The organism is Paraburkholderia fungorum, from assembly GCF_046027215.1.
Taxonomy (GTDB): Bacteria; Pseudomonadota; Gammaproteobacteria; order Burkholderiales; family Burkholderiaceae; genus Paraburkholderia; species Paraburkholderia fungorum_D.
On the sequence record NZ_JAQQEN010000001.1, the window covers coordinates 3,596,513 to 3,618,300 of the forward strand.

Below are 21,788 nucleotides of genomic sequence, written 5' to 3' on the forward strand. Positions count from 1 at the left end.
CTGCTGGCGATTACTTGCGTTGTTCGAAGTCTGGCAATTCAAATGCAGCGTCAAAATAAGGCTGAAGCGGCCCGTAGAGTCTGAACATGGCAAACCAGGCCTTCCCGGGAACAGATGGAATCCAGTTTTTTTCCTTGCCGAAAGGGGCGTCCGGTCCAACATATATGTCCACCGAACCGTCCTCGTTCTTCAACAAATTCTGTCGCGAGGATTTGTCCGCAATGCCTTTTCCGTTATCGATTAGGACACGTTGGTCAGTGTCATACACCGTCAGCGACCAGAACAGTTTTGCGGGCGGATTCGCAGGCACGTGGAGAACGTAGTTTTTGCTGCCATCGAGCACCTGGTCGTCCTTGTCACGGTATTCGGCCAGATAGGCCTGCCCGACGCCGGGTGTCCGGGTGACCATGCCTTTGGATGTCGTGACCGCTTGATAGAAATAGTCGGCCCGCCCATCCACTTGCGTGTAGTACTTCGACTCCTGCGATGGGTCGAAAGCGATGACGTAACGCCATTGCGCGCCGGGCCGGTATTGCGCCCCCGGTGCGCGGCCATCGAATGCATTGGCCTGCGCAAATAGCTCACCTATCTTTGCGCCATCTTCGAGAATCTTGCGTTGACGTTCGTCCGGCGCAAATGGCTTGCCTTTCTCGATGCCCAGTGGCTGAAGCATGCCCATCATGACGCGGTCGCGCTCCATGACAGGCTCACGCTGGATAATGTCAGCAAGCCTCTCCCAATAAGCGAGGCCGCGCGGCGGAACCTGAGACCACTTTCGGCCGTCGGGTCGCAGGAAGCGGGTCGGCGCCGGTGAGGCACGGTCCGCGTACGAGTACAAGCGGAATTTCTGAATCAAGGAATTTGCCTTCGCCGGGTCGGCGTCGAGCGCACGGAAAGCGACGAAGACGTTAACTGTCGGCGACTGAATCACGCGGTATCCGCTCGCGTGCGGGGCATCCTGGCCAGGTCCTACTATCAAATATTTCCCGCCTTTACCTGCATCCGGCCCGGTCTCGCCCATGTCGGTGAGCGGACGCTGCCAGAAGTCACCCACGCCCCCGGCAGAGTTTCCGGCTGGGTAGTCAATCACAAGCGGGCCCGTTTTTGACAGGTCAGGCAATCCGATAATGTATGGCGTCGTTGCATTCGCCGTCAAAATGCCGAGCTTGTCCTGCACTGATTGGTAAATCACCATATCCGTGTCTTTGGCGCCGAAGACCTTGCGCGCGTCGGCTTGCCATTGAGCAAAGCCAACGAGCGGCAACGCCCACACGTAGGCTTGTGATGCTCGCTGGAAGTCCGACTCATCAAAGAGCTTTTGGATGGTCTGCGCGTTGGCGGGAACACCTTCGAACAATTCGATTTTGCCGATTCGCGTGTCCACCGTTTGCGCCGAAGCAGTTCCGCACAAGGCCAAAACCGCCGCAGTTGCTGCCGCGAGCATCGGCAACGTCGGTAATCGGGGCATCAATAACTCCTTTCATATAGTTCGGACGCTTTCAGTTTCAGTCTGAGGAGCAGAGGGCTATCACGCACCCAACTCCGTACTGGCGTTCCCCTCTTAACAACTCACTGCGCCTAGCCAGACAGCTGACGTTGCGCGAAGCCAACTTGCGGAGTTTCATTGGAACGTGGCGCTCACCGAGAGCTGGACAGCATTGCCCTTAGGCCGATTGCTTACTTCAAATTCATTTACCCACCGCAAAGACGCAGACACGGGCGTCTTACTTACCTTGCCGGACCAGGTCACAACGGGGCCAATACCGATGGCATGGCCACCTGCACCATCCGCGAGTGCGGCCAACCCACCGGAGTCGCCGCCAAGTTGCTGAATCCAGCCACCGATGACGCCCACGCCCCAGCCGCCGGTAAAGCGCTTGAGCGCCATCAGGTCGAGTACGCTGACAGGCGCGTTGTGATAGTGGGTGTCGTTATTTGGGGTGTAAAACTCCACGCCATAGTTCAATGACAACTCGACGTTCTCTTTTGGAAGAATCTTGGTGTACGCGACTGTGGGTGTGAAGGTCCATGTGTTCTGGCCGGCATTCGCAAGATTGTTTGTGTTGTACGCGCCTGTCGGAGCGTAAATCTGCACGCTGAGCGCAACATGGTCGGTCTTCGTCAGGTGGTAGCCCGCCACCACCGGCGTAAAGAAGATGTCGGCAAACTGCGTCGCGTGGTCGTCGGGCAAACGTCCATGAAATGATGAGACATCTGTGTACTGCACTGGAACGCCAAACGAAGAGGCGAAATTCCACCCGCCCGCGGTGATACCCCAGGTCTTGATTGCGTTGATGAGGTTGTAAGAGACGTGATAGTCGAGGCCCGCTGTGACCGTGCCCGCGATGGGAATTGACTTACTTGCTCCGAGCGAGCCCTCGTAATAAATCGATGTAATGGAGACAATCCAGTCATCCGTCGGCGGCACGATACCAGCGTAAGGAGCGATTTGCATGCCGGTAATGGGGCGACCGATGCCGCCTTCGGTAGCAGAGGCGGCGAGCGGAATGCTACCGACCGTGGAGACGACGCACAGGGTCACGAGCACTCGCGAGCGAAAGAAGTAGTGGTTTGCCTGGCGGTCATTGCAGTCCATGGCCTTTCCTCGCAACTCGAAAGTTCGATAGTCACCGGGTATCTGACGTTTTCGGCGAAGTTCATTGCTTCCCGAACGTTATATTGAGTCCAGCAAAGATGGTGAACTGTGGCACACCTGAGCCGGAGTGAGCGACCGAGTACTGTGGCTCGAGGAACGCGTTATAGATGGTTGAACCGCTCTTCCATGCCTTACCTGCACCAAGGCCGACCGGGATGTAGTAGCTGCCGTGCTGCAAATCGAAGGTCCAGATACCCGTGGACCGGATGTACCAACCCTCCGGCAAATTGAAAATACCGAAGGGCTCGACAGTGAGAGACTGTGTCGTCGGTCGGCTGCTCTGGCCGGCGAAGGAGTGCTGCCATTGAACAAGCGCGCCGAGCAGGCGGGCCTTCGTAGCGCTGACCGCAACTGCCGCCAGTCCAGCCTGCCACTTCCCTGTCCCCAGACTAGGGTCGGTCGCGGTGGGTGCTGTGATTAACGGACCGACGCCGAACTGGATGTCAGATTGCGATAGCAGAAAAATGTCGAATAGATTGACATCACCCAGGCCGGTGTTATATCCGCCGGTCGGGTAGGGCCGCGTACTTACAGGGACGGTTGCGCGGAATATTTCCGGCACTCCGATGGGTCCCAGAGGGCCGACTGGAATAGTCGGCCGCAACAGAAGGTCATTCGTATGGCCGCTGATGCCAAAAAGGCTGGGAGCGTAGTAGTTCTGGACGTTGAACGAAGGCGCTAGGTTAAGCGGGTTATTGCTTCGATTTGCATCATCCGCCGAGCTTTGCGCGGCCGCTTCCGCCGAAAAAAATATGAGCAGCACAAAGGCTAACTTGCGACGAGTTGCTACATCCTTCTGCGCTTTTTCTCGCTTCATAACCTGGCCTTTTGTTAGGGCAGAAGACACCCTTCGTAACGGACATCAAGCTTAAGAAACTGGGAAAAATCAGGAGCGGATTGTCCTCGCGACGATTGAGGTTGCTCGACCGTGACCGTCTCAATGGAAGACAAAAACGCAGTACGAAACAACGATGTCCGGAGCGGACTACGAATTCTTAACAAAGTGTAGCAATCGGACCGGCAATTTGGAGAATTTTTCGGATATTGCTCATCCCGTGCTTCTTGCATGCGAATGAAGCGCGCGGTGTATGTCGGAGGGCAGGTCAGACGCAAATACTCACCCGGCTTCGGCAGACCGAGGGATAGTTGGACCGGCAACGGCGCGATGCATTCGGCACCAAGCGTCCCATGCCTGCGCGCTTAAGCATTCCCGCGTTTGAGGGAAATCACCTGGTTGCAATTAATCATCATCTGGGTACGATTGTACTGGTACAAACGTACCGAACTTGAGATGACTGTACCGCAACCTATCGAGCAGGGAAAACGCAGCGAGTCTGACGAAAGTCCGAAGGCTCGACTCGTGAAGGAATCCATCCAGCTATTTGCACGGCACGGCATTGAGGGGGTCTCGATTCGAGCTCTGAACAAGGCGGCCGGCGTGTCTAGTCAGAACGCGGTGTACAACTACTTTGGCGACCTATGGGGGTTAGTCGAAACAGCCATTGAGGTTTCGCTCCAACGCTATCTCAGTGGCGTGAGCGCGCTGCTTGACGCTGCCGAGGCTGAAGCAACCGGTCCTCTGCCCCTCGGTACGGTTGTGGAAGCGATGGTTCGTCCGATAGTTCGAATCGCACGTTCGCCGGAGGGAATGGCGAGTTTGCAATTCCTTGCGCGAATGATTGGTGGTTCCGGACCACGTGGAAAGGAAGTCATAGCGCGAGAGTGGCGTGGCGTCGCTGAGCGGGTTAATAACCTTGTGTATAACGCGGTCCCTGAGAACGGGCGCGAGGCCGCTGGCGCCAAAGCGTTGTTCGCCTTCAATACGGCGCTCAATGTCGTGGTGGACGTTGGCCTTGAGGCCTACTGGCCGTTAGAAACGAAAAGTGTCGACAGGCTCGACCGGTATCTCCTCGACTATATCGAGGGGGGCATTCGCTTCAGTAGCAAGCTAAAATCGGGCGGCATCTAATATAACGAATTGGGAGACGGAAAATACATGAAAATCTCAATGATTAAAATAGCTTCAGTAAAATCAGTTGTACTAATCACATCGGTGCTTCTTGGCACAGCGATGTTGTCAGGCTGTGGTGGGGATGGTGTCAATACTGAGCAGACACTCCCCTCGAGCTTCGCGATTTCGCATCCGATGAGCAGTTGCTTCTGGCAAGGACCCGTTGGCACTGCGCCAGCCGACGTCAACGAAGCCTATCCGGACGCTGGAGCAACCTATTGGGTTTCTCAGTTCAAGGTCCCGACCGGGACTCGGGTGTTCCTCAAGGGGCAATTTGCCTACTCGCGCTATATCTCATTTAACAGTTACCGGACCGACAACTCGCCGGCCGTGGCGTTGACCGACTATCAGATAACGCCTGACGCTGGTTCGACGAATCCATTTGTGCCAGGAGCTGCGCGATACGGTGCCAACCGGAACTACACCGTCGAAATCGTCCCAACCTCACCATCCGGTTCAGCGGCCCCTAACACCCTGTATGCGGAAAGCGATTTCGGCCAAACAGTTACCTTGTGGTATCGGGTCTACGTAGCCGACAAGGGCGCTGACGCTACCGGCGGGGTCGGTCTCCCCGACCTGCAGATACAACAGGCCGACGGCACCGTTCTGACCGGTGCGCAGGCGTGCAATGTCCTTGCACCAGCGCAGACTGTGGTCGCATCGCCGTTGATACCCGCCGCAACCTATTCCGCTTTGCGGGACCAGACCGGTAAGCCCGCCGGATTTCCGGCCGTCAATCCCGGAGCCTGGATGGCACAGTACAACACCCAGTATGGTCTGCAATGCATGTTCCTTGGCAAATGCGGTGGCGCGCCGGTGCGCCAGGTGGGTTTCTTCGCGAACCTTGACAACGCATATGTCACCGCGCTACTCAGTCGTGCCGATGGGCCGGTAGTTGTTTTACAGGGACGGCTACCTACAGCGCCGAAAACGTTCAACAACGTTGCGACGATAGCGAAAGGTCAGGTTCGCTATTGGTCGATTTGTACCAACGAGTTCTACTCGCAAAAAGGAACGTCGTGCCTCTATGACGAACAGGTGCCGATTGACGCCAATGGGAACTACACCATTGTAGTGAGCAGGTCTGCAGACAAGCCATCCAATGCGACCACTCAATGTGGGCGTGGGTTCATCACCTGGTCAGACGCCGGCGATGGGGCGAGTCACACAGACGACGGATTTCTGATTATGCGAAACTTGCTCGCAAGCGCGGACTTCCCGAATGCCATCCAAAACACCAAAACGCCAGGCGACGAATCAACCGTAATTGGGCAGTATCTACCAACTATTTCATACACGACGACAGCTGCTTACGAGGCACTTGGTTGCAAGTGAAAGGATGGGGTTTGGTGGCCACGGTAGAGAACGACTGTGGCTGCCAGCTCAAAGGTCAGTTGGTTGGAGACATAGTGAAGCGCCGTTCGCTAACAGCAATTTCTGCCGGCAGTCGTGTTAATCGACCCGTGGCATTCGTGTACCTGGCTCTCGGAGAACCCCGCCTTCTGAAACTGTCCGTCCACATTGCTCGTGAACACGAAAGCGCCACGAGGCATGCGGTCTGCCCATTTACGCAGAATCGCGAAGCCATCGTGCGGGACAGTCTCACGGTAAAGCTTCAGGCGGTGTCCGTAGAAGCCTCACGCGAGCTTCGGATGCTCCGCAAACCTAGCCGGGTTTGCCATGTCTTCGAACGAGAGGCCGTGGTGGCGAAGCGCGGGATACGCGCGCCAGAAGCCGTCTCGGCCGCGAAAGTCAGGAAGGCCGGAGTCGACGCCCATGCCGGCACCAGCAGTGATGAGAAGTCCGTCGGCTTCTCGCAGCCAGTTGGCAGCTTTTTCCAGCTTTTCGTCTTGCGAATGGGTCACATCCGCTCTCCAATTAGATTGCGGCGGCTGGCTACGCGCGCAAGTGCCACTCATTTAGGCCGTATTTCCCGCTCCGGGTATCAAGGTCACGCTTGTAGCCGAGTTCATCCAGGAAGCCCAGCGACCGCAATACTTCGCGGGCGCGCATGAGGTCCTGAATATCGGCCCAGTCACGCGTGTAGACGCAGATGACATGCCCATCGCGGCTCATGCTGCGCAGGGCGGTGGACACCTTTGCACACATTAGCTGGTCATTCTCGATAGCGTCTCTAATCTTGCTCCATTGCTCGTCCACTTTGTTGGGGCTTACAAAGATGCACCATTTCCCTGCTGCAGCTACGGAGGCAAAGTCGTCGTAGGTCGGAGATTTCTTGTAGTGCCAGTTGCAACTCAAGTCCTCAGAAGGCTTGTCCGATTTCCTAAACAGTCGCTCTTCCGCACCAATTCCTGCCTTCATTGAAACCTCCTCGCGCCTGGCAATGCTTTCGTATCAATCCGCTTTGCTGAGCCTCGTGCGACATCGTTCCAACTCCTTGCTGAGCGCCCTTATTTGCGCTTGCATGTCAGCCGCACGTTTCAGTAGCTGTCCCACATCGTTCCAGCAGGCATATCTCAGGCCCCCGTCATCTAGGCCCAACCGGTCGAACGTGCGAAGGGCAATCGCGAGGTCGAATGCCCTAGAGCGCGTTGGCGTCGGGAACGATTGCAATGGTCGCGTTCGCCTCATTCCTCTTCCGCGGCCGATGCATGGTAAGTCGTTATCGCGGCCTGCTGGGCGGCTTGGTAGGCGAGCACCGAGTCCATTCGCACAAAACGGTTATTTCCGGTTATGTGGTGAAGCTTGAGCTTGCCCTGGTCGAGGAGCTTGACAACATGCGGACGGGAGACGAACAGGAACTTTGCCGCATCGGCCGTGGACATGTACCCATCAATGTCTGGCCGCAAGGCGGGACGATTGAGCTCGCGCATTTTCATGCGTTCAGACATGCGAGACTTGACTCGAGCGCATACATTCATGACTTGGGCTTATGCACGAGCGAGCTTCAGCCTCGATGCTTCTTGCGTTGCATTGCGCGACACTGCTCGAGTTCCCCGTTGAGTGTTTCTATCTCCTCCTGCATGCCAGCGGCTCGTCTCAGCAACTGCCCGACTGCATGCCAGTATTCATAACCTAAATCGCCACCTTCCAAGCCTAACTGGTGAAATGTGCGAAGCGCAATCTCAAGGTCAATATCGTTACCCGCGTTCATCTCTTCTTCCCCTGATTTTGAAGCGCAGTGGTCGCGCTCCGTGGCTGGCTTGCGTCTGAACAAAATCCCTTCGTTCACGTACCTCTTTTTGATGTGCAGCATGACCAAGCTGAGCACGAACCCGACGGCTGGCACGACCAGAAGCGCGGGGTTATTAAGGGCGAAGGTCAGGAGTTCGTTCATGGCCAGTAGACTTAAGACCCTAAGGTCTCGTGCCTGGAAAAAGTCGAGCGTACTGTTCCGCGAAGTTCGCAGCTTCCTTTACTACCGGTTCGACATCTTCGGCTGATAGCCGTTGGAGCGGCGTAGCGCCGTCCAGCGCCTCAATTGGTGTCGTGAAGAAGTCGAACATCGACCATGAGTCGATTTTGCCGACACGACGTATGACCTTTTTAAAGTCGTCGCGGAAAATCATTGGCGAGAGGAAGAACGCCGGATAGTAGGGCTCGGGACCGAAGTAGAGGCGAAACATTCGGCCGGAATCGACGAACTTAGCGAGCTTTTTTTCTGTGATACCAGCCGCTTTGCAGAAGTCTTCGGTTCGAAGCACTTTCCCTTGAAGGACGAGAGGGTAACGCTCAGCGTTCGATTTATTGGCCCCCGGCAATGGCTCATGTTCGGGTGTCCGCTTCGACGCACGTCTGGCGCGCTTACGCAGGTTCTCTTCGTCCTCTTCCAGTTCAGCAAGGTCGATTCCGGACACTGTGGCGAAACAGATGACCTGGCAGAGATGATTTTTAAAGAGACGGCCCAGCGCTGCATCGGGAATTTGCAGCAGCGTCTCAAAGGCTTTCGGGTCGAACAGGACGGCGGCAACCACGGCGCGACGGATGAGATGTTGCACCCATTCGTCATCAAGCGATGTGTCGTTCTTCGTATCACGCGTAGACCGGGGCATGGTCATTCCTTTACTTAACTTAGCTCAAACTTGGTTGGCGCAGAGTCGATGGAGCTGTCCTCTTGGCGTACTATCGTTCGCTCGGTACCTTCCGTGGCGCTCTCGACGAATCTGTTCCCAGCATCACACGAACAATAGATTGGTTTGCTTGTGAGAGATGCTTCAGTTCTGCGCTGTAGCCATACAGTCGATGTAATGCAAGTGCGACCGCGCTTGAACGGGAGTACCCGCCTTCGCAATGAACGACAACCGATGCAATTTCGGCAGGCAGCGCTGCGACAAACGAACGAATGGCATCAGCATGCTCGTCGGTGAACGCCTGGCCTAGCTTTTCTCGAGCCCTGCGCGATAGGGCCGGATTCATGAAATCGACGTCGGCGAAACTCAAGCGCAATACCGTCATCGAAGCATCAAGTTCAGCCCGAGGCCGTTCGGGTGCAGTGATTGAAATCACTGCAATAGACGATAGCGGCGGTAGGCGTTCTGCATCGGCTCGCGAGAGTGCGAACACTTGACGAGTTCCATCGATTGGCGGCTTGTACAGCCTTGAGATGACATTCTGTAATTGCTGCGACAACTTCCTCTCACTCCTCATGGCCTGCATCAGGTACGGAACCGATAAGTGGGCGCTAAGCCTCGTCGTCACCCACAGATTTCGCTAGCATCAATTCTGTGACATCTCTAACGGCGCCGCCCTGTCCGCGGGTGATGGTGTGAAACCAGATGTCCCAGGTGTCAATGACATCCCAAAAGCTTCCGGGCTCGCCAAGGAGCCGGTAGGTAAGGCCATCGCTCGACTGCACGTGCATCGTTTTTGGGTCGAACGTGACGAGAGCAGAACTCACGCGTCCCTTGTCAACGGAGTCGTAGCCGACAAGACGCTTCAAACCGTCATCGGTTTCGAAGATTCTCCAGCGCGAGATATAGACATCAGGCTCGACCGCGGTTACAGGAATGGGCTGACGGGGCATCAAAATTTCCTTGATTGCTTGCGCACGCCACTTTGCTAGCGCTGAGACGTGGCTGCTTTGCGGGCCATCCTTCCATCAGCCAAAGCTGGCCGAGGAAGGCCGAAACGGCCGTCCTGACAACATCCACGTTTGTGTTAGTTAACAGCTCATCGCTCGCCAGCACGGGTCTTTGAAAAACTGGCATATCTGGTAAATCGCGCCGCGAGATACAGGCTCCTCGCCAACCAGCCGTGTTCACGTGAAATTGAAATATGCGAACATCGCATATGCGATTTTGGCATATACGGATTGGGACTGCAAGCTGTTCATCTCGTGCCAGCTCGGTCCAACCGTGGAAAAATCCATATACACACAACAATACGGCCTCTTTCTTGCCACTCTTCGGGCAGCAAGGGAGTCCGCAGGTCTCTTGCAGAGCGACCTTGCCGCGAGGCTTAACGTCGACCAACCATTCGTCAGTAAATGCGAAAGCGGGCAGCGTCGGCTCGACTTAATTGAAGTTCGCGAGTGGTGCGCCGCTCTCGGAATAACGTTGAACGAGCTGACTGATAGCTTTGAAGAAACCATCGCCCGTGCACAGAAGAAGTGAGAGCAGCTCTCGCGAAAACATATTCGCAAGCGATTGACAGCAGCCACGCGATTCCCAAGCCGCGGTGCCCGAGCGTCACTGCTCGTGTCGGTGCAGGTCGGTCACTCCAAACGTGCTGTCATGTCCCCGTGTGCACAACTTCGCTGACCACACCACAAGGGCGTGGACAGCCGCCCGGAGGGCGGTTCCGAAGTTGCACACACTTGAGCCTGACGCGCCGGCTTTGCCGGCTTGCCCAAACATAAATATATAAAACTTACAAAACCGTCGCTCCCGCGGCCAATGTCGACGTCAGTTTCTTCAAAAACCAACACCAAAACCTCAAAGGCATCAGAAAGTGTGGATGTTATTTATGGGGGTGGTTCAAACGACGATACGTTCGCACTGGCAGCCTAAGGGCCGCCGTCCTCTGCCTAGTTCACTGACGGGCTAGAGTCGCAAGACCGGTAGCAATACCGACAGAGGTCATATACGTCAGTTAAGCCTTGGTGGTGTCACGACATCCGGGTCGAAAATCTAGTGAATCGCCGTAGTGCAGCGTGTTCGTCCGCGTCACTATGGTTAAATCAAATGACAGAACTAAACATGTAGAACTGGTCGTAGAGTGCTTCTGGACGCGGGTTCGATTCCCGCCGCCTCCACCAAACACCGCGCAAGCAAGACAGCAGTATAAAAAACCCCGTTAGCTTCAGGCCAACGGGGTTTTTTGTTTCCAGCAGCGCCGGCATTCACCGGCGCATTCTCCACGATTTCCCGCTTCAGCCGCACGCTTCAACGAGTTGCCGCCAGCGCCGCCTCCTGCTGCACCAGACGCGAGGCTTTGAAAAGCGTCATCACCGGCGGACCGTCGTTCGGTTTTTGTCGGCGGCATGCTTTCGGGCGCAACACTTCAATCCGTTTTTACCGCAACGGCCTCGCGATCCGCCACGCCAGCCCCACCCTCTTTCGCGCCCGCCAGCAAACCGTTCACTCGCGCGACCTCGTCGAGATCCAGCGTCGCCGTCGCGGCCTTGAGCTGCAGCAACGCGACAATCGCCGTATAGCGCGCCCGGATCAGATCGCGACGATTCGCGTAAAACGCATCCGCCGCGCGCAACACGTCGGTGCTCATCCGGCTGCCCACCTTGTAGCCCACCTTCGTCGCGAGCAGCGCGGCATGCGAAGTCTGCGCGAGACGCGTCAGCGCTTCGACGCGCGTGACGCCATCATGAAAACGCGACCAGCTTTCTCTCGCGGTCGCGCCCGCGAGCCGGTTCGCGCTGAGCAGTTCGTTCTGCGCCTTGTCCTGAAGCGCAAGCGCTTCGTCGATGATCGCGTCCGTCTTGCCGCCCTCGAAAATCGGAATCGTCACCGAGAGCATCGCCGTCGTGGTCGTCGTCGGACGGGAGTAGCCGGAGGCGGCGCCTGCCGGCGTACGGCTCGCGGTCAGATTCACGACCGGCAGATTCCTCGCCCGCGCCTTCTCGACTTCGAATTGCGCAATGCGCCGGTCGATCTGCTTCAACTGCACCACATAATCGTGGGCTTCCGCCTGCGCGACCCAGCTTTCCGGATCGTCGGGACTCACGCGCGGCATCGACGCGGTCTCCGACAGCCGCGACAGACCCACAAACGGCTGCCCCGTAATCTGCTCAAGCGACAACCGCCGCAACTGCAAATCGCTGCGTGCATCCAGCTGCTGCAACTGCGCCTGTTCGCACGCCGCTTCGGCCTCCCGCAGGTCGATCACGGTCGCCTCGCCCGCCGCCTGCCGGCGATGCAGTTGCACCATGTGCTGTTCGAGCGCAGCCGTGTAGTCGTTGGCACGCGCCAGCTCGTCTTCGGCGGCAAGTTCGTCGAAGTACGCGCGCACCGCCTGCAAAATGGCCGCTTGCTGCGCGCGCGCCGCGTCGACCGCCCCACGCACGCCGACCAGGTCGGCCTGTCGGTAAGCCGTCCAGCGGCTCCAGTCGAAGACCGGTTGCAACAGTTCGACGGTCCAGCCGTTCTGCCAGTAGATGTCGCGTGGAAAGCCCTCCATCACCAGGTTGTTGTACGCGCGCCCCCAGCCGCCCGACAGCTGCGGCAACAGTGCCGCGCGGGCTTTGGGTACCGCCTGCCACGCGGCCCGGGAGCCCGCGCGCGATGCGGCCAGGTCCGCGTCGTGGTCGGTGGCCTGCTCCGCGACGGTAAGCAGGTCGACGGCCGCCGCGCTGTTCGCCTGCGCGGCGCAGGCGAACGCGATCAGCAGGCCCGCTACGGTGCGCTTATTCATCGACGACCGCCTCCTCGCGCGCCTCGCACAACAGCTCGCCGTCGACCAGCCGGTAGCGCGTGTCGAACGCCGCCGCGAGCGACATGTCGTGCGTAATCACGACGATAGTGCGCTCGATCCGCTGCAGCAACGCAACGATCTGCCGCACCGACGCGGGATCGAGATTCGACGTCGGCTCATCGAGCAACAACAGTTCGCGCTGCTGGTACAGCGCCCGCGCGAGCAGCAGCCGCTGCCGCTGCCCCGCGGAGATATTCGCGATCGTGTCGCTGATCACCGTACGCGTGCGCATCGGCAAGCGCATCACATCGGGCAGCAGGCCGACGTCGTCGAGCAATGCGTGAATGCGCGCTTCGTCCGCACTGCCGGCGAACAGCGACACGTTCTCCGCAATCGAGCCATGCAGGATCAGGTCGCCCTGCCGCATATGCACGGCGTGACGGCGGATTTCGTCGACGGTGAGGTTCGGCCACGCGATGCCGTTCAGCATGATCTCGCCTTCCTGAAGCGGTTCAGCCGCCGCGAGCAGTTTGAACAGTGTGGACTTGCCGCTGCCCGACGCGCCGGTGATCACGATCTTGTCGCCCTTACGGATCACGAGGTTCGCGCTCTTCAGCACTGGCTGATCCGACACGCCATAGCGGAACGTGACGTCGCGCACGTCGATACGCTCGAAGTTGCGCACTTCGACGGTCTTGTGCACATCGCCCGGCGACGTGTAGCGTTCCGCCTCGCCGTCGACGATGTCGCCGACCCGCGCGACCGGCACGCTCAGCATGAAGTACTCGAAGGCCGCATTGATCGAGCGCGCAAAGCGCTCCGACAGTAGCGACTTGTAGATCAGAAACGAATAGAACACGCCGACCGAGATTGCGCCACCGAGCATCAGGCGCGCGGCGAACCACGTGATCGCGATCATGTCCGCGTAGTTGACGAGCTTCAGGATCGCATCGCGTGCGCTGCCGAGCCGGCTGTTCTGCACGACCGCCGCGAAATAGGCGCGGTACTTCGCCATGAAGATCGCGGTGCGCCGAGTCTCGCCCTGCGACAGCTTGATCAGTGATGCGCCGCGAATTGTCTCGATCAGCATGTCGTCGCAGCGCGCCGACTCTTCGAGCACGAGCGCGTGCGTGTCGCGCATCCGCGTGAACAGCGCAAACGAGACCGCTACGTAGAGCACGAAAACCAGCAGCGCGATCGCGGTCAGTTGCGGGCTTTGCACCAGCATCAGCGCAAGCGCGAGCAAGCCGACGACGAGATCGATGCCCAGCGAAATCGCGGTGCGCGTCGCGTACACGCTGATCTCGTCCTGCGCCTTCACGCGCGTGAACAGATCGCCGACGTGGCGCTTCTCGAAGTACGGAATCGGGTTGCTCAACAGCTTCGCGAGCAAGCCCCCGGTCATGTTCATCTGCACGAGGCCGTGCAGCAGTTCGACGAGGTAGGTTTCGATGTAATGGCTCAGCGCGCCGACGATGAAAATGCCCGAGAACGTCAGCACCAGCACGTTGAGCAGATTCAGATTGTCGGCGGCGACCACGTCGTCGAGCACCAGATTGCCGAGGTACGGCATCGCGAGAATCGCGAACTGGCTGCCGAGCGCAATGAACATCACCTTGACGATCTGCGCGCTCAGTTGCGGATTCAGCGCGCGCACCCGCGCGAGCGCCGCCGGCACCCGCGACTTGTTGAGGATGCGCGGCATGGCCGGCGTCGGCGCGCATTCGAGCAGGTAGCCCGACACATTGGCGACGAACGTGTCCATCGAGATGCGGCGCCGGCCGGTGGCCGGATCGATCACCTGCACGTAGCCGCGTCCGCATTTTTCGAACACGACGAAATGGGCGCCCCCCGAAATGCAGGATCGAACCGCGCTTCACGCTCGGCAGGTCGCCGTGGCCGAAGCGGTAGGCCTGCACGGCCAGCCCGTATTCGACGGCGACGTCGTACAGGTCCATCAAAGTCAAACCATTGGCCGAGATCGGTCTGAACGCCTGCAACTCGCGCACTTCGGTCGCGCGGCCGAAGTGCGACAGCACCATTGCCAGACAGGCGTAGCCGCATTCGGCGACTTCGTTCTGATAGATCGCGCGCATCGTCAACCTCGCAGCACACGGAACAGCGGCGCGAGCACCCATTCGGCGATGGTGCGCCGCTCGATCACGATGCTCGCCGTCGCCGCCATGCCCGGCAGAATGTCGAAGCGTTGCCGCTCGAAGCTGAACGTGTCGCCGCTGAGCGTGGCCCACGCCATGTAATCGCCATCGGGACGGGACGGCTCGGACGCGCCCGCCGGCGACATCGCCGAGCGCACGGTGGTGCGCGAAATCGAATCGATCCGCGCGGGGTAGCTGCCAAATTTCGCGTACGGGAACGCATCGAACTTGAGTCGCACGATCTGCCCTTCGCGCACGAAACCGCGCCGGCGCGACGGAATGCGCAGCGCGGCGCGCAACACGCCCTTCTCGCCGGTCGAAATCACGAGCGCGACGTCGTTGGGCGCGAGCGTGCGTCCGGCCACGAGGCCGGAATAGGTCACCACGCCGGCCTTCGGCGCGGAGATCGTCGCGTCCTGGCGGGTCTGTTCGAAGCGCATGCGAATGTCCAGCAACTCGCGCGCGTGGCGCGCGTCCAGTTCGTTGAGCTGCGCGGCGAGGCCAGTTTGCGTACCGACCGCCGCGCCCAGATCCGCGCCGAGCTGCTGACGGCGCGCCGCGCTTTGCGCGAGCGCGACTTTCGTCTGATGGGTGTCGGCGCTCGCCTGCTCGATCCGGTCGGCGGTGACGTAGTCGGCCACCGACTTCAACCGCGCGAGCTTGCGGCCGGCTTCGTCGGACAGCGCGCGGTTCTGCGCCAGTTGCTCGTCGAGCGCGGAGATTTCCGCGCGGCGGCTTTGCGCGGCGAGCCGCGCGACATTCAGTTGCGCGGCCAGGTCGGCTTGGCGCTGAAGGTATTGCGCGTCGCTTGTGCGGATCTGTTCGTCGCGGTCATGCTCATCGAACGCTTTACGTTGCAGGCCGTTGCTCGCCAGCGATAGGTCGCGGTCGAGGCGGAACAGCGGCGCGCCTTGCGCCACACGCGTCGAGCGGTTCACATAGATGTCCGACACGAGGCCGCTCAGCCCCTGAATCTTGATTTCAGATGGCGACACGATTTCCGCGCGCACGTCCTGCTTCAGTTCGACGTCATGGACGAACGCGAACACGATCGCGACGCTCACGAGCGCGGAAGTCGCGTACGCGATCCAGCGCCATGAGACGTCCCTGAATTGGGGGAGATTGATTGGTTCCATAGCGTGATTGCTGCCCGGTGCCGGTGTTGTATGAGTCTGAGTCCCGCTGCACCAGTCCGTCTGGGCCGACGTCGTACCGCACGGCTACCAGGCCGCGCTGGCGAAGAATGTCTAGCGGACCGGCGCGAACGCGTACATTGACGGGTGTCCTGAAACGAGCCAGTCCGGATAGTTGTCAACCGCCGCTGTTTCGATATAACCGGCGAGCCGCTGCGGGGCGTCGGGATCGGCGAGCGGCAAGGGCTCGAACAGTTCGGCACTGAATCGGCCTTGCCTGAAACGCAGATAGAACGGCAGCAGCATCGCATTGAACGACGCGCCCAGCCGGAACACACCGTTGTGAATGCGCGCATTGCGTCCGAAGATCGACACGCCGACCGTTTCCATCGGATAGCGGTGCAGCGTGAACGGCGGCACGTCGGCGAACAACACCGCAACGCCGTTGCGCCTCAACGTTCTCGCGACGCGCAGTCCAAGTCCGTTGCGGTCATCGTCGCCATAGGTATAGAGCACGGTCACCCGGGGGATGAGCGTCTGGTCGTCGCCGTACATATCGCGCGGAACGCCGGACACTACGGAGATCGATTCGAGCCCGAGTATTTCCCGCAATGCGTCGACCACATAAATGTTCGCGTATTGCGACACGTAGTGAAACGGCGACACGATGACGGGGCGCCCCGGCACCGCGGCCTGCAGTTGCCGGATTCTCGCGGCAAGCGTTGCCGCCACGCGTTGCAGATCCGGCCAGTCTTCGCGTCCGCGCGACACACGGCCGTAATAGATCCGCTTGTCGATCAGGCTTTCACGCAAACTGCCGGACGACACCTGGATGGCGCTGAATGGCGCAAGCCTCAGCACATCGCGGCCGATCTCGCAGCGCGAGATGCCGTTCCACCGCGTACGTGCGTCGACGAGACTGTGGACTTTCCATACGACGGCGGCAAATGATTCGATTACCGAAGCCGGCATGCGGGCGATCAATCCGCCTTGCAGTCTGTGCCTGGCCAGCGCGAATCTATTGCGCAGCGAAGCCAGCATGACTGATACAGCGGCCCACCACCTCATGCTTCACTCCACGTGGATGTTGAAGGCCGGGGCGGCTATGACGGCGCGCCCCGGTGAGCAGGCTATTACCCCCGCGCGGCGACTGCCTTGACAGGCGCCGCAGTATTGGCGGCTGCGCCGCTTGTACCCTTGCAGCAGCCGCCGGCAACTGCGGATTTAGCGAGGTCATTGCGATTGATCTTTTGCATTTCAAATCCCTATTTAGTGATTAACAAATTGACTCGTGAACGATACCCCGACTCATCGAGTGATCAAATAATAGCATCGAAGATTATTGATATACGCATATTTGCGTTTTTTTACATTTTCTTTTATATCAGAAAACATTGCTCGCGATTCCCCGATTTTGATTGGGCGTATATCGGCACCCGCCTTTCTCCTGCATCTCGCCGAAATCCCTACCGCGCCCGCCCAGCGCCCACATCGGCTCAATCATTCAACTGCCAATTCTATTTATAACTTCACCCAAGCAAGATAATTAATAAATTCTTTAAGTAACAACCAACAGCTGCTTCGATATGATAATGAAGATTATAAAAACGTTATTCCTTCACCAAACCAAAAAAGAAATTTCCGAATTCAATGCTGAAAACTCTCAATCATTTAATGAGACCGGATAAGCCCCATCACCGCAGCCGCACCCATACAGAAAAATAAGACCTGATATCTGAAAAAAGCCCCGCGAATCCGCCTCAAGAATCCATGCGCACACGGAATATTCGACCGCGCTCATCCGTTTATTGCCGGGAAGCACACCGGTAGCGCGCCGGCTTCCGCCGCTGCCTATACTCGAACCACATGTTGTCAAACACGCTGTCACCATAGGAGCCCACATCATGCGCAAGACGACTCGCAAGACGATTCTTTTCCTCGCCCCGCTCGCACTGGCCGCGCTGCAACAAAGCGCGTTCGCCGATCCGCCCAAGCTGAACAACGGCCACTTCGTCAGCGCGGACGGCATGACGCTCTACACCTTCGACAAGGACACCACACCCGGCGTCAGCGCCTGCACCGGGGGCTGCATGAGCAACTGGCCGGCGGACATGGCCGGCCCAACCGACAAACCGTCAGGCGACTGGTCGCTGATCCCCAGCGCCGACGGCAAACAGCAATGGGCGTACAAAGGCCATCCGCTGTATCGCTACGCAGCGGACAAGCAGGCGGGGGATGCGAAGGGAGACGGATTCAAGGACATGTGGCACACGGCCAAGCCCTGAAGCGCCGGCCGATTGAACCTCGGCCGTGAAACGGGGGCGCCGGTGCAACGCCGGCGCCCCTCGTGCGGAACGTTACTCGTCTTTAGGACACTGCAGATTGCAGCCGTTCGGATCGCCGTTGTCGCCCCGTTTGCGCATAGCGGATTTCTTGTTGGACTGATACTTGTCTGAGGGCGCCGACGCGGCAAAGGGCATTTGCGGGTGTTCGGCAAGACGGAACTCATCCTGCAAAATACCGCCCGGCACGCCCGGCGAATTCTGTGCGAACGCAACCGGAACAGTGGCGAGAAGTGCGCCGGCCGTTGCGGCGGCCATGCATGCGTGAAGAAGAACTTTCATATGGAGTCAGCGCGGTACAGCGCGCGGTTAAGGCGGAAGCGGAAGTCTAGAGATTAGCTCAAATAGGAGCCGCCCGCAGTGGCGACGGCGCGTTTATGTTTACGGCCGCTTACGCCGCACTATCGCCCAGTCCCGTATCCAGATCGAGCAGCTTGCCGCAGTCGCGCGGATCGTAGCCGTCGAGTTGTTCGACGCGGTGACGAAATGCCTCGCCGCGAAGCAATTCGATCACCGTTGCAAGCGGCATGCGCTCCAGTCGCGCGCGGTCGCAAGCGAAGTAATAGTCTTCGTCGACGACCGGAATGAAGTCGAGCCCAAAGTGATGCGCCGCCGGTTCGACGCCGAAACCCACGTCCGCCATGCCGCTCGCCACGAAGGCCGCGATCGCCGAATGTGTCAGCTCCGTCGATGCATAGCCGTTCACCCGATCCGGGTCGACACCGACTTTCCGTAGCGCAAGATCGAGCAGCATGCGCGTGCCCGAGCCGGGCTGACGATTGACGAAGCGGATGTCGTCGCGCGCGAGATCGCTGAGACCGCTAATCCGCTTGGGATTGCCTTTACCGAGAAAGAGACCCTGCTTGCGCCGCGTCAGATGCACCAGCACATGACGCTGCGGATCGAGCCAGCGCCGATACGTGTTCGCGCATGCCGCGCGAAACTCGCCGAGCGGCAAATGGAAACCAGCCAGATCGCATTCACCGCGGGCGAGCGCGCTGACCGCATCTGCGCTATCGCGGTACTTGATGTCGACGGGCAGTTCGTTCGCGACCAGCGCCGTCACCAGCGCGGCTACCGCATAGCCGTGCGACGCGTGGATCCGCACGTCGTCTGCTGCGGGCGCAAGCCAGCGGTTCAGATCGCTGGCGACCTCGCTGGCCAGTGCCTGCATGTTGCCGTCGAGCCGCTCGCCGCACAGCCGCTGCGCGCGCAGCACCGCTTGCCCGAGTTCGGACAGCACGGAACCGCGCCCCCGCTCCTTCGCGATCAGCGGACCACCCAATCGCTCCTCGATGCTGCGCAGCAATCCCCACGCGTGGCGGTAGGACAAACCCTTAAGCGTCGCCGCCTGCGCGATGCTGCCGGATTCATCAACCAGCGCAAGCAGCGGCACGACGTCCGACAGGCTGGCCTCGCGGCCGTCCGCCCCCCTTACAACCAGCTGCGCCTGACACTCAATCCTGATCATATATGTTCAATTCTTTCCTATTGCGCGAGGCGTTTCACCCGCCTATCGTTCGGCTATCCCATATCGAATAAACGAAGCATAAGTGCACGTATTATGAATAACAAGTGCATATATGACTTTGGAGGAGCCCCGCTTGGACGATTCCCTCGCCGTCGCGCCGGACCTGCTCGTGCAACGTCACGCGCAGCCGGGTATGTCGTTGTTAGCGATCCTGCACGCGATTCAGGACGAACTCGGCTACGTGCCGCCCGACGCGGTTGCGCCGCTCGCGCGCGCGACCAACCTGTCGCGTGCGGAGGTCCACGGCGTCATCACCTACTACCACCACTTCCGCACGCAGCCGGCAGCACCCGTCACGGTGCAGTTGTGCCGCGCGGAGGCGTGCCGCAGTATGGGCACCGAGTCGCTCGCCCAACACATCGAGACGCACACAGGTTGCCGCTTTGACGCCGACCATCGGCATGGCGCGGCGGTGGAGCTCGAATCGGTGTATTGCCTCGGTCAATGCGCGCTCTCGCCGGCACTGATGCTCAATGGCACGCTGCACGCGAAAGTCACGCCGCAGAAGTTCGATGCCCTGTTTGCCGCTGCCAGCAAATGCGTGGAGGTCACGGCATGACGCGCATCTACGTTCCCCGCGATTCGTCGGCACTGGCGCTCGGCGCCGATGCAGTGGCACAGGCGATCGAAACCGAAGCCGCGCGCCGCGGCATCGCCGTCGAACTGGTTCGCAACGGTTCACGCGGGCTGCTGTGGCTCGAACCGCTGGTTGAAGTCGTCACGGCGGCGGGCCGGGTCGGTTATGCGAACGTCGAAGTGGCCGACGTTGCCGCGCTGTTCGATGCCGGCCTGGTCGATGGTGGCGAGCATGAGCGCCGTGTCGGCGTGGTCGATGAGATTCCGTATCTGAAGAAGCAGCAGCGTCTGACGTTCGCGCGCATTGGCATCACCGATCCGCTGTCGATCGACGACTACCTCGCCCATGGCGGCCTCGAGGGCCTGCGCAATGCGTTGCAAGCCGACGGCGACGCCGCCTGTGAAGCACTGATCGAATCGGGCCTGCGCGGCCGCGGTGGCGCGGCGTTTCCCGCCGGCATCAAATGGCGCACAGTGCGCGGCGCGCAAGCGGCGCAGAAATACATCGTCTGTAATGCGGATGAAGGCGATTCCGGCACCTTCTCCGACCGTCTCGTGATGGAAAGCGATCCGTACGTGCTGATCGAAGGGATGATTATCGCGGGCATCGTGACTGGCGCAACGGTTGGCTATATCTACGTGCGCAGCGAGTATCCGCATTCGATCGCGACGCTCGAAGCGGCGATCGCCAACGCGCGCGCCGCCGGCTGGCTGGGCGACAGCGTGCTCGGCTCGGCCGCGCATCGCTTCGAACTGTTCGTCGCGAAGGGCGCTGGCGCCTACGTCTGCGGCGAGGAAACCGCGCTGCTCGAATCGCTGGAAGGCAAGCGCGGCATCGTGCGCGCGAAGCCACCCGTGCCGGCGCTGGTCGGTCTGTATGGTCAGCCGACCGTCATCAACAACGTCATCACCCTGGCCACGGTCCCAATCATTTTTGCGCGCGGCGCGGCGTTCTATAAAGATTTCGGCATGGGCCGCTCGCGCGGCACGCTGCCGTTCCAGCTCGCGGGCAATGTCAAGCAAGGTGGCCTGGTCGAACTCGCGTTTGGCGTCACGCTACGCGAACTGCTTTACGACTACGGCGACGGCACGGCAAGTGGCCGCCCGGCGCGCGCGGTGCAGGTGGGCGGCCCGCTTGGCACGTATCTGCCGGAAAGCCAGTGGGACATTCCAATGGATTACGAAGCGTACGCGGCGGTCGGTGCGGTGGTTGGCCACGGCGGCATCGTCGTACATGACGACACCTCGAATCTGGCTGAACTCGCGCAGTACGCGATGCACTTCTGCGCGCTCGAATCGTGCGGCAAATGCACGCCGTGCCGGATCGGCTCGACGCGCGGTGTCGAAGTGATCGGGCGGATTCGCAACGGCGATACCTCTGTGCGGCAAGTGCAGTTGCTGCGCGACCTGTGCGACACGATGGTGTCCGGATCGCTGTGCGCGATGGGCGGCATGACGCCGTTCCCGGTGCTGTCCGCGCTCGATCATTTCCCCGAAGACTTCGGTCTCGGCAACGTGCCCAATATCGCGCCCAAAGCGGCCGCGGCCTGACCCAG

At 59.6% G+C, this 21,788-nt stretch carries 20 protein-coding genes, 1 other RNA gene and 2 pseudogenes; 7 read left to right on the forward strand and 16 right to left on the reverse strand.

The genetic code is table 11. From position 1 onward, the window contains the following. Window positions 1–10 precede the first annotated feature (10 nt). The 3 genes from PQR27_RS16005 to PQR27_RS16015 form a co-directional block, all read right to left on the reverse strand. The gene (locus PQR27_RS16005; RefSeq protein WP_408524561.1) at window positions 11–1,468 is read right to left on the reverse strand and encodes a DUF1254 domain-containing protein; all 1,458 of its coding nucleotides are present in this window, start codon (window positions 1,466–1,468) and stop codon (window positions 11–13) included. Between the two features lie 153 nt (window positions 1,469–1,621). Then, window positions 1,622–2,596 (reverse strand): SphA family protein, encoded by a 975-nt coding sequence (locus tag PQR27_RS16010; RefSeq protein ID WP_408524562.1) that lies wholly within the window; start codon window positions 2,594–2,596, stop codon window positions 1,622–1,624. Between the two features lie 61 nt (window positions 2,597–2,657). Beyond that, window positions 2,658–3,473 carry a hypothetical protein gene (locus PQR27_RS16015; RefSeq protein ID WP_408524563.1) on the reverse strand — a complete coding sequence of 272 codons (816 nt, stop codon included), beginning with the start codon at window positions 3,471–3,473 and terminating at the stop codon, window positions 2,658–2,660. Window positions 3,474–3,890: 417 nt separating this feature from the next. Here PQR27_RS16015 and PQR27_RS16020 point away from each other — a divergent pair, with 417 nt between their 5' ends. Together PQR27_RS16020 and PQR27_RS16025 are read left to right on the forward strand one after the other, a co-directional pair. Next, a complete protein-coding gene (locus PQR27_RS16020; protein WP_408524564.1) occupies window positions 3,891–4,625 on the forward strand; it encodes a TetR/AcrR family transcriptional regulator in 735 nt (244 codons plus the stop codon). Window positions 4,626–4,652: 27 nt separating this feature from the next. Further along, window positions 4,653–6,002 (forward strand): hypothetical protein, encoded by a 1,350-nt coding sequence (locus PQR27_RS16025; protein WP_408524565.1) that lies wholly within the window; start codon window positions 4,653–4,655, stop codon window positions 6,000–6,002. Between the two features lie 92 nt (window positions 6,003–6,094). Here the strand turns inward: PQR27_RS16025 and PQR27_RS16030 are convergent. From PQR27_RS16030 to PQR27_RS16060, 7 genes and pseudogenes are all read right to left on the reverse strand, one after another. Then, a pseudogene (locus tag PQR27_RS16030) lies at window positions 6,095–6,508 on the reverse strand (SIR2 family NAD-dependent protein deacylase); the annotation flags it as partial. A 55-nt stretch (window positions 6,509–6,563) separates the two neighbouring features. After that, window positions 6,564–6,989: a putative phosphothreonine lyase domain-containing protein gene (locus PQR27_RS16035; RefSeq protein WP_408524566.1), complete on the reverse strand. Its 426-nt coding sequence runs from the start codon at window positions 6,987–6,989 to the stop codon at window positions 6,564–6,566. 266 nt (window positions 6,990–7,255) lie between these two features. Beyond that, window positions 7,256–7,519 (reverse strand): helix-turn-helix domain-containing protein, encoded by a 264-nt coding sequence (locus PQR27_RS16040; RefSeq protein ID WP_408524567.1) that lies wholly within the window; start codon window positions 7,517–7,519, stop codon window positions 7,256–7,258. Window positions 7,520–7,575: 56 nt separating this feature from the next. After that, the gene (locus PQR27_RS16045; protein ID WP_408524568.1) at window positions 7,576–7,965 is read right to left on the reverse strand and encodes a hypothetical protein; all 390 of its coding nucleotides are present in this window, start codon (window positions 7,963–7,965) and stop codon (window positions 7,576–7,578) included. 19 nt (window positions 7,966–7,984) lie between these two features. Beyond that, entirely contained in the window at window positions 7,985–8,680 is a 696-nt protein-coding gene (locus tag PQR27_RS16050; protein ID WP_408524569.1) for a hypothetical protein, read from the reverse strand. A gap of 70 nt (window positions 8,681–8,750) precedes the next feature. After that, window positions 8,751–9,257, reverse strand: coding sequence for a hypothetical protein (locus tag PQR27_RS16055; RefSeq protein WP_408524570.1), 507 nt, complete (start codon window positions 9,255–9,257; stop codon window positions 8,751–8,753). Window positions 9,258–9,309: 52 nt separating this feature from the next. Next, on the reverse strand, window positions 9,310–9,651 hold the full coding sequence (locus tag PQR27_RS16060; protein WP_408524571.1) for a hypothetical protein: 342 nt from the start codon (window positions 9,649–9,651) through the stop codon (window positions 9,310–9,312). Between the two features lie 238 nt (window positions 9,652–9,889). Between PQR27_RS16060 and relB the strand changes: the two genes are divergently transcribed. Together relB and ssrA are read left to right on the forward strand one after the other, a co-directional pair. After that, a complete protein-coding gene (relB, locus tag PQR27_RS16065; RefSeq protein ID WP_408524572.1) occupies window positions 9,890–10,240 on the forward strand; it encodes a type II toxin-antitoxin system RelB family anti-toxin in 351 nt (116 codons plus the stop codon). 354 nt (window positions 10,241–10,594) lie between these two features. Beyond that, window positions 10,595–10,884, forward strand: a transfer-messenger RNA (tmRNA) gene (gene ssrA, locus PQR27_RS16070). A gap of 245 nt (window positions 10,885–11,129) precedes the next feature. Here the strand turns inward: ssrA and PQR27_RS16075 are convergent. From PQR27_RS16075 to PQR27_RS16090, 4 genes and pseudogenes are all read right to left on the reverse strand, one after another. Continuing rightward, entirely contained in the window at window positions 11,130–12,494 is a 1,365-nt protein-coding gene (locus PQR27_RS16075; protein WP_408524573.1) for a TolC family outer membrane protein, read from the reverse strand. Next, window positions 12,487–14,590: pseudogene (locus tag PQR27_RS16080) on the reverse strand (peptidase domain-containing ABC transporter). Before PQR27_RS16080 ends, PQR27_RS16075 begins: the two are co-directional and overlap by 8 nt. A gap of 2 nt (window positions 14,591–14,592) precedes the next feature. Further along, window positions 14,593–15,786 carry an HlyD family secretion protein gene (locus PQR27_RS16085; RefSeq protein ID WP_408524574.1) on the reverse strand — a complete coding sequence of 398 codons (1,194 nt, stop codon included), beginning with the start codon at window positions 15,784–15,786 and terminating at the stop codon, window positions 14,593–14,595. A 111-nt stretch (window positions 15,787–15,897) separates the two neighbouring features. Next, the gene (locus PQR27_RS16090; protein WP_408524575.1) at window positions 15,898–16,851 is read right to left on the reverse strand and encodes a lysophospholipid acyltransferase family protein; all 954 of its coding nucleotides are present in this window, start codon (window positions 16,849–16,851) and stop codon (window positions 15,898–15,900) included. An 836-nt stretch (window positions 16,852–17,687) separates the two neighbouring features. On the opposite strand from PQR27_RS16090, the gene PQR27_RS16095 reads away from it, so the two are divergent. Next, window positions 17,688–18,068, forward strand: a complete 381-nt coding sequence (locus tag PQR27_RS16095; RefSeq protein WP_408524576.1) for a COG4315 family predicted lipoprotein — start codon at window positions 17,688–17,690, stop codon at window positions 18,066–18,068. Between the two features lie 72 nt (window positions 18,069–18,140). On the opposite strand, the gene PQR27_RS16100 is transcribed toward PQR27_RS16095, so the two are convergent. Together PQR27_RS16100 and PQR27_RS16105 are read right to left on the reverse strand one after the other, a co-directional pair. Beyond that, a complete protein-coding gene (locus PQR27_RS16100; protein WP_408524577.1) occupies window positions 18,141–18,407 on the reverse strand; it encodes a hypothetical protein in 267 nt (88 codons plus the stop codon). 109 nt (window positions 18,408–18,516) lie between these two features. After that, on the reverse strand, window positions 18,517–19,596 hold the full coding sequence (locus PQR27_RS16105) for a substrate-binding domain-containing protein (RefSeq protein WP_408524578.1): 1,080 nt from the start codon (window positions 19,594–19,596) through the stop codon (window positions 18,517–18,519). A gap of 133 nt (window positions 19,597–19,729) precedes the next feature. Between PQR27_RS16105 and PQR27_RS16110 the strand changes: the two genes are divergently transcribed. Both PQR27_RS16110 and PQR27_RS16115 read left to right on the forward strand, forming a co-directional pair. Beyond that, window positions 19,730–20,215, forward strand: a complete 486-nt coding sequence (locus PQR27_RS16110) for an NAD(P)H-dependent oxidoreductase subunit E (RefSeq protein WP_408524579.1) — start codon at window positions 19,730–19,732, stop codon at window positions 20,213–20,215. Next, window positions 20,212–21,783, forward strand: coding sequence for a formate dehydrogenase beta subunit (locus tag PQR27_RS16115; RefSeq protein WP_408524580.1), 1,572 nt, complete (start codon window positions 20,212–20,214; stop codon window positions 21,781–21,783). Before PQR27_RS16110 ends, PQR27_RS16115 begins: the two co-directional genes overlap by 4 nt. Window positions 21,784–21,788: the final 5 nt, after the last annotated feature.

Coding starts and splice junctions, on each gene's coding strand:
- PQR27_RS16010 (WP_408524562.1), bottom strand. CDS start 2,596: ATGGACTGCAATGACCGCCAGGCAAACCACTACTTCTTTCGCTCGCGA.
- PQR27_RS16105 (WP_408524578.1), bottom strand. CDS start 19,596: ATGATCAGGATTGAGTGTCAGGCGCAGCTGGTTGTAAGGGGGGCGGAC.
- PQR27_RS16045 (WP_408524568.1), bottom strand. CDS start 7,965: ATGAACGAACTCCTGACCTTCGCCCTTAATAACCCCGCGCTTCTGGTC.
- PQR27_RS16085 (WP_408524574.1), bottom strand. CDS start 15,786: ATGGAACCAATCAATCTCCCCCAATTCAGGGACGTCTCATGGCGCTGG.
- PQR27_RS16075 (WP_408524573.1), bottom strand. CDS start 12,494: ATGAATAAGCGCACCGTAGCGGGCCTGCTGATCGCGTTCGCCTGCGCC.
- PQR27_RS16005 (WP_408524561.1), bottom strand. CDS start 1,468: ATGCCCCGATTACCGACGTTGCCGATGCTCGCGGCAGCAACTGCGGCG.
- PQR27_RS16015 (WP_408524563.1), bottom strand. CDS start 3,473: ATGAAGCGAGAAAAAGCGCAGAAGGATGTAGCAACTCGTCGCAAGTTA.
- PQR27_RS16090 (WP_408524575.1), bottom strand. CDS start 16,851: ATGAGGTGGTGGGCCGCTGTATCAGTCATGCTGGCTTCGCTGCGCAAT.
- PQR27_RS16050 (WP_408524569.1), bottom strand. CDS start 8,680: ATGCCCCGGTCTACGCGTGATACGAAGAACGACACATCGCTTGATGAC.
- PQR27_RS16115 (WP_408524580.1), top strand. CDS start 20,212: ATGACGCGCATCTACGTTCCCCGCGATTCGTCGGCACTGGCGCTCGGC.
- PQR27_RS16095 (WP_408524576.1), top strand. CDS start 17,688: ATGCGCAAGACGACTCGCAAGACGATTCTTTTCCTCGCCCCGCTCGCA.
- PQR27_RS16025 (WP_408524565.1), top strand. CDS start 4,653: ATGAAAATCTCAATGATTAAAATAGCTTCAGTAAAATCAGTTGTACTA.
- PQR27_RS16060 (WP_408524571.1), bottom strand. CDS start 9,651: ATGCCCCGTCAGCCCATTCCTGTAACCGCGGTCGAGCCTGATGTCTAT.
- PQR27_RS16100 (WP_408524577.1), bottom strand. CDS start 18,407: ATGAAAGTTCTTCTTCACGCATGCATGGCCGCCGCAACGGCCGGCGCA.
- PQR27_RS16040 (WP_408524567.1), bottom strand. CDS start 7,519: ATGTCTGAACGCATGAAAATGCGCGAGCTCAATCGTCCCGCCTTGCGG.
- PQR27_RS16035 (WP_408524566.1), bottom strand. CDS start 6,989: ATGAAGGCAGGAATTGGTGCGGAAGAGCGACTGTTTAGGAAATCGGAC.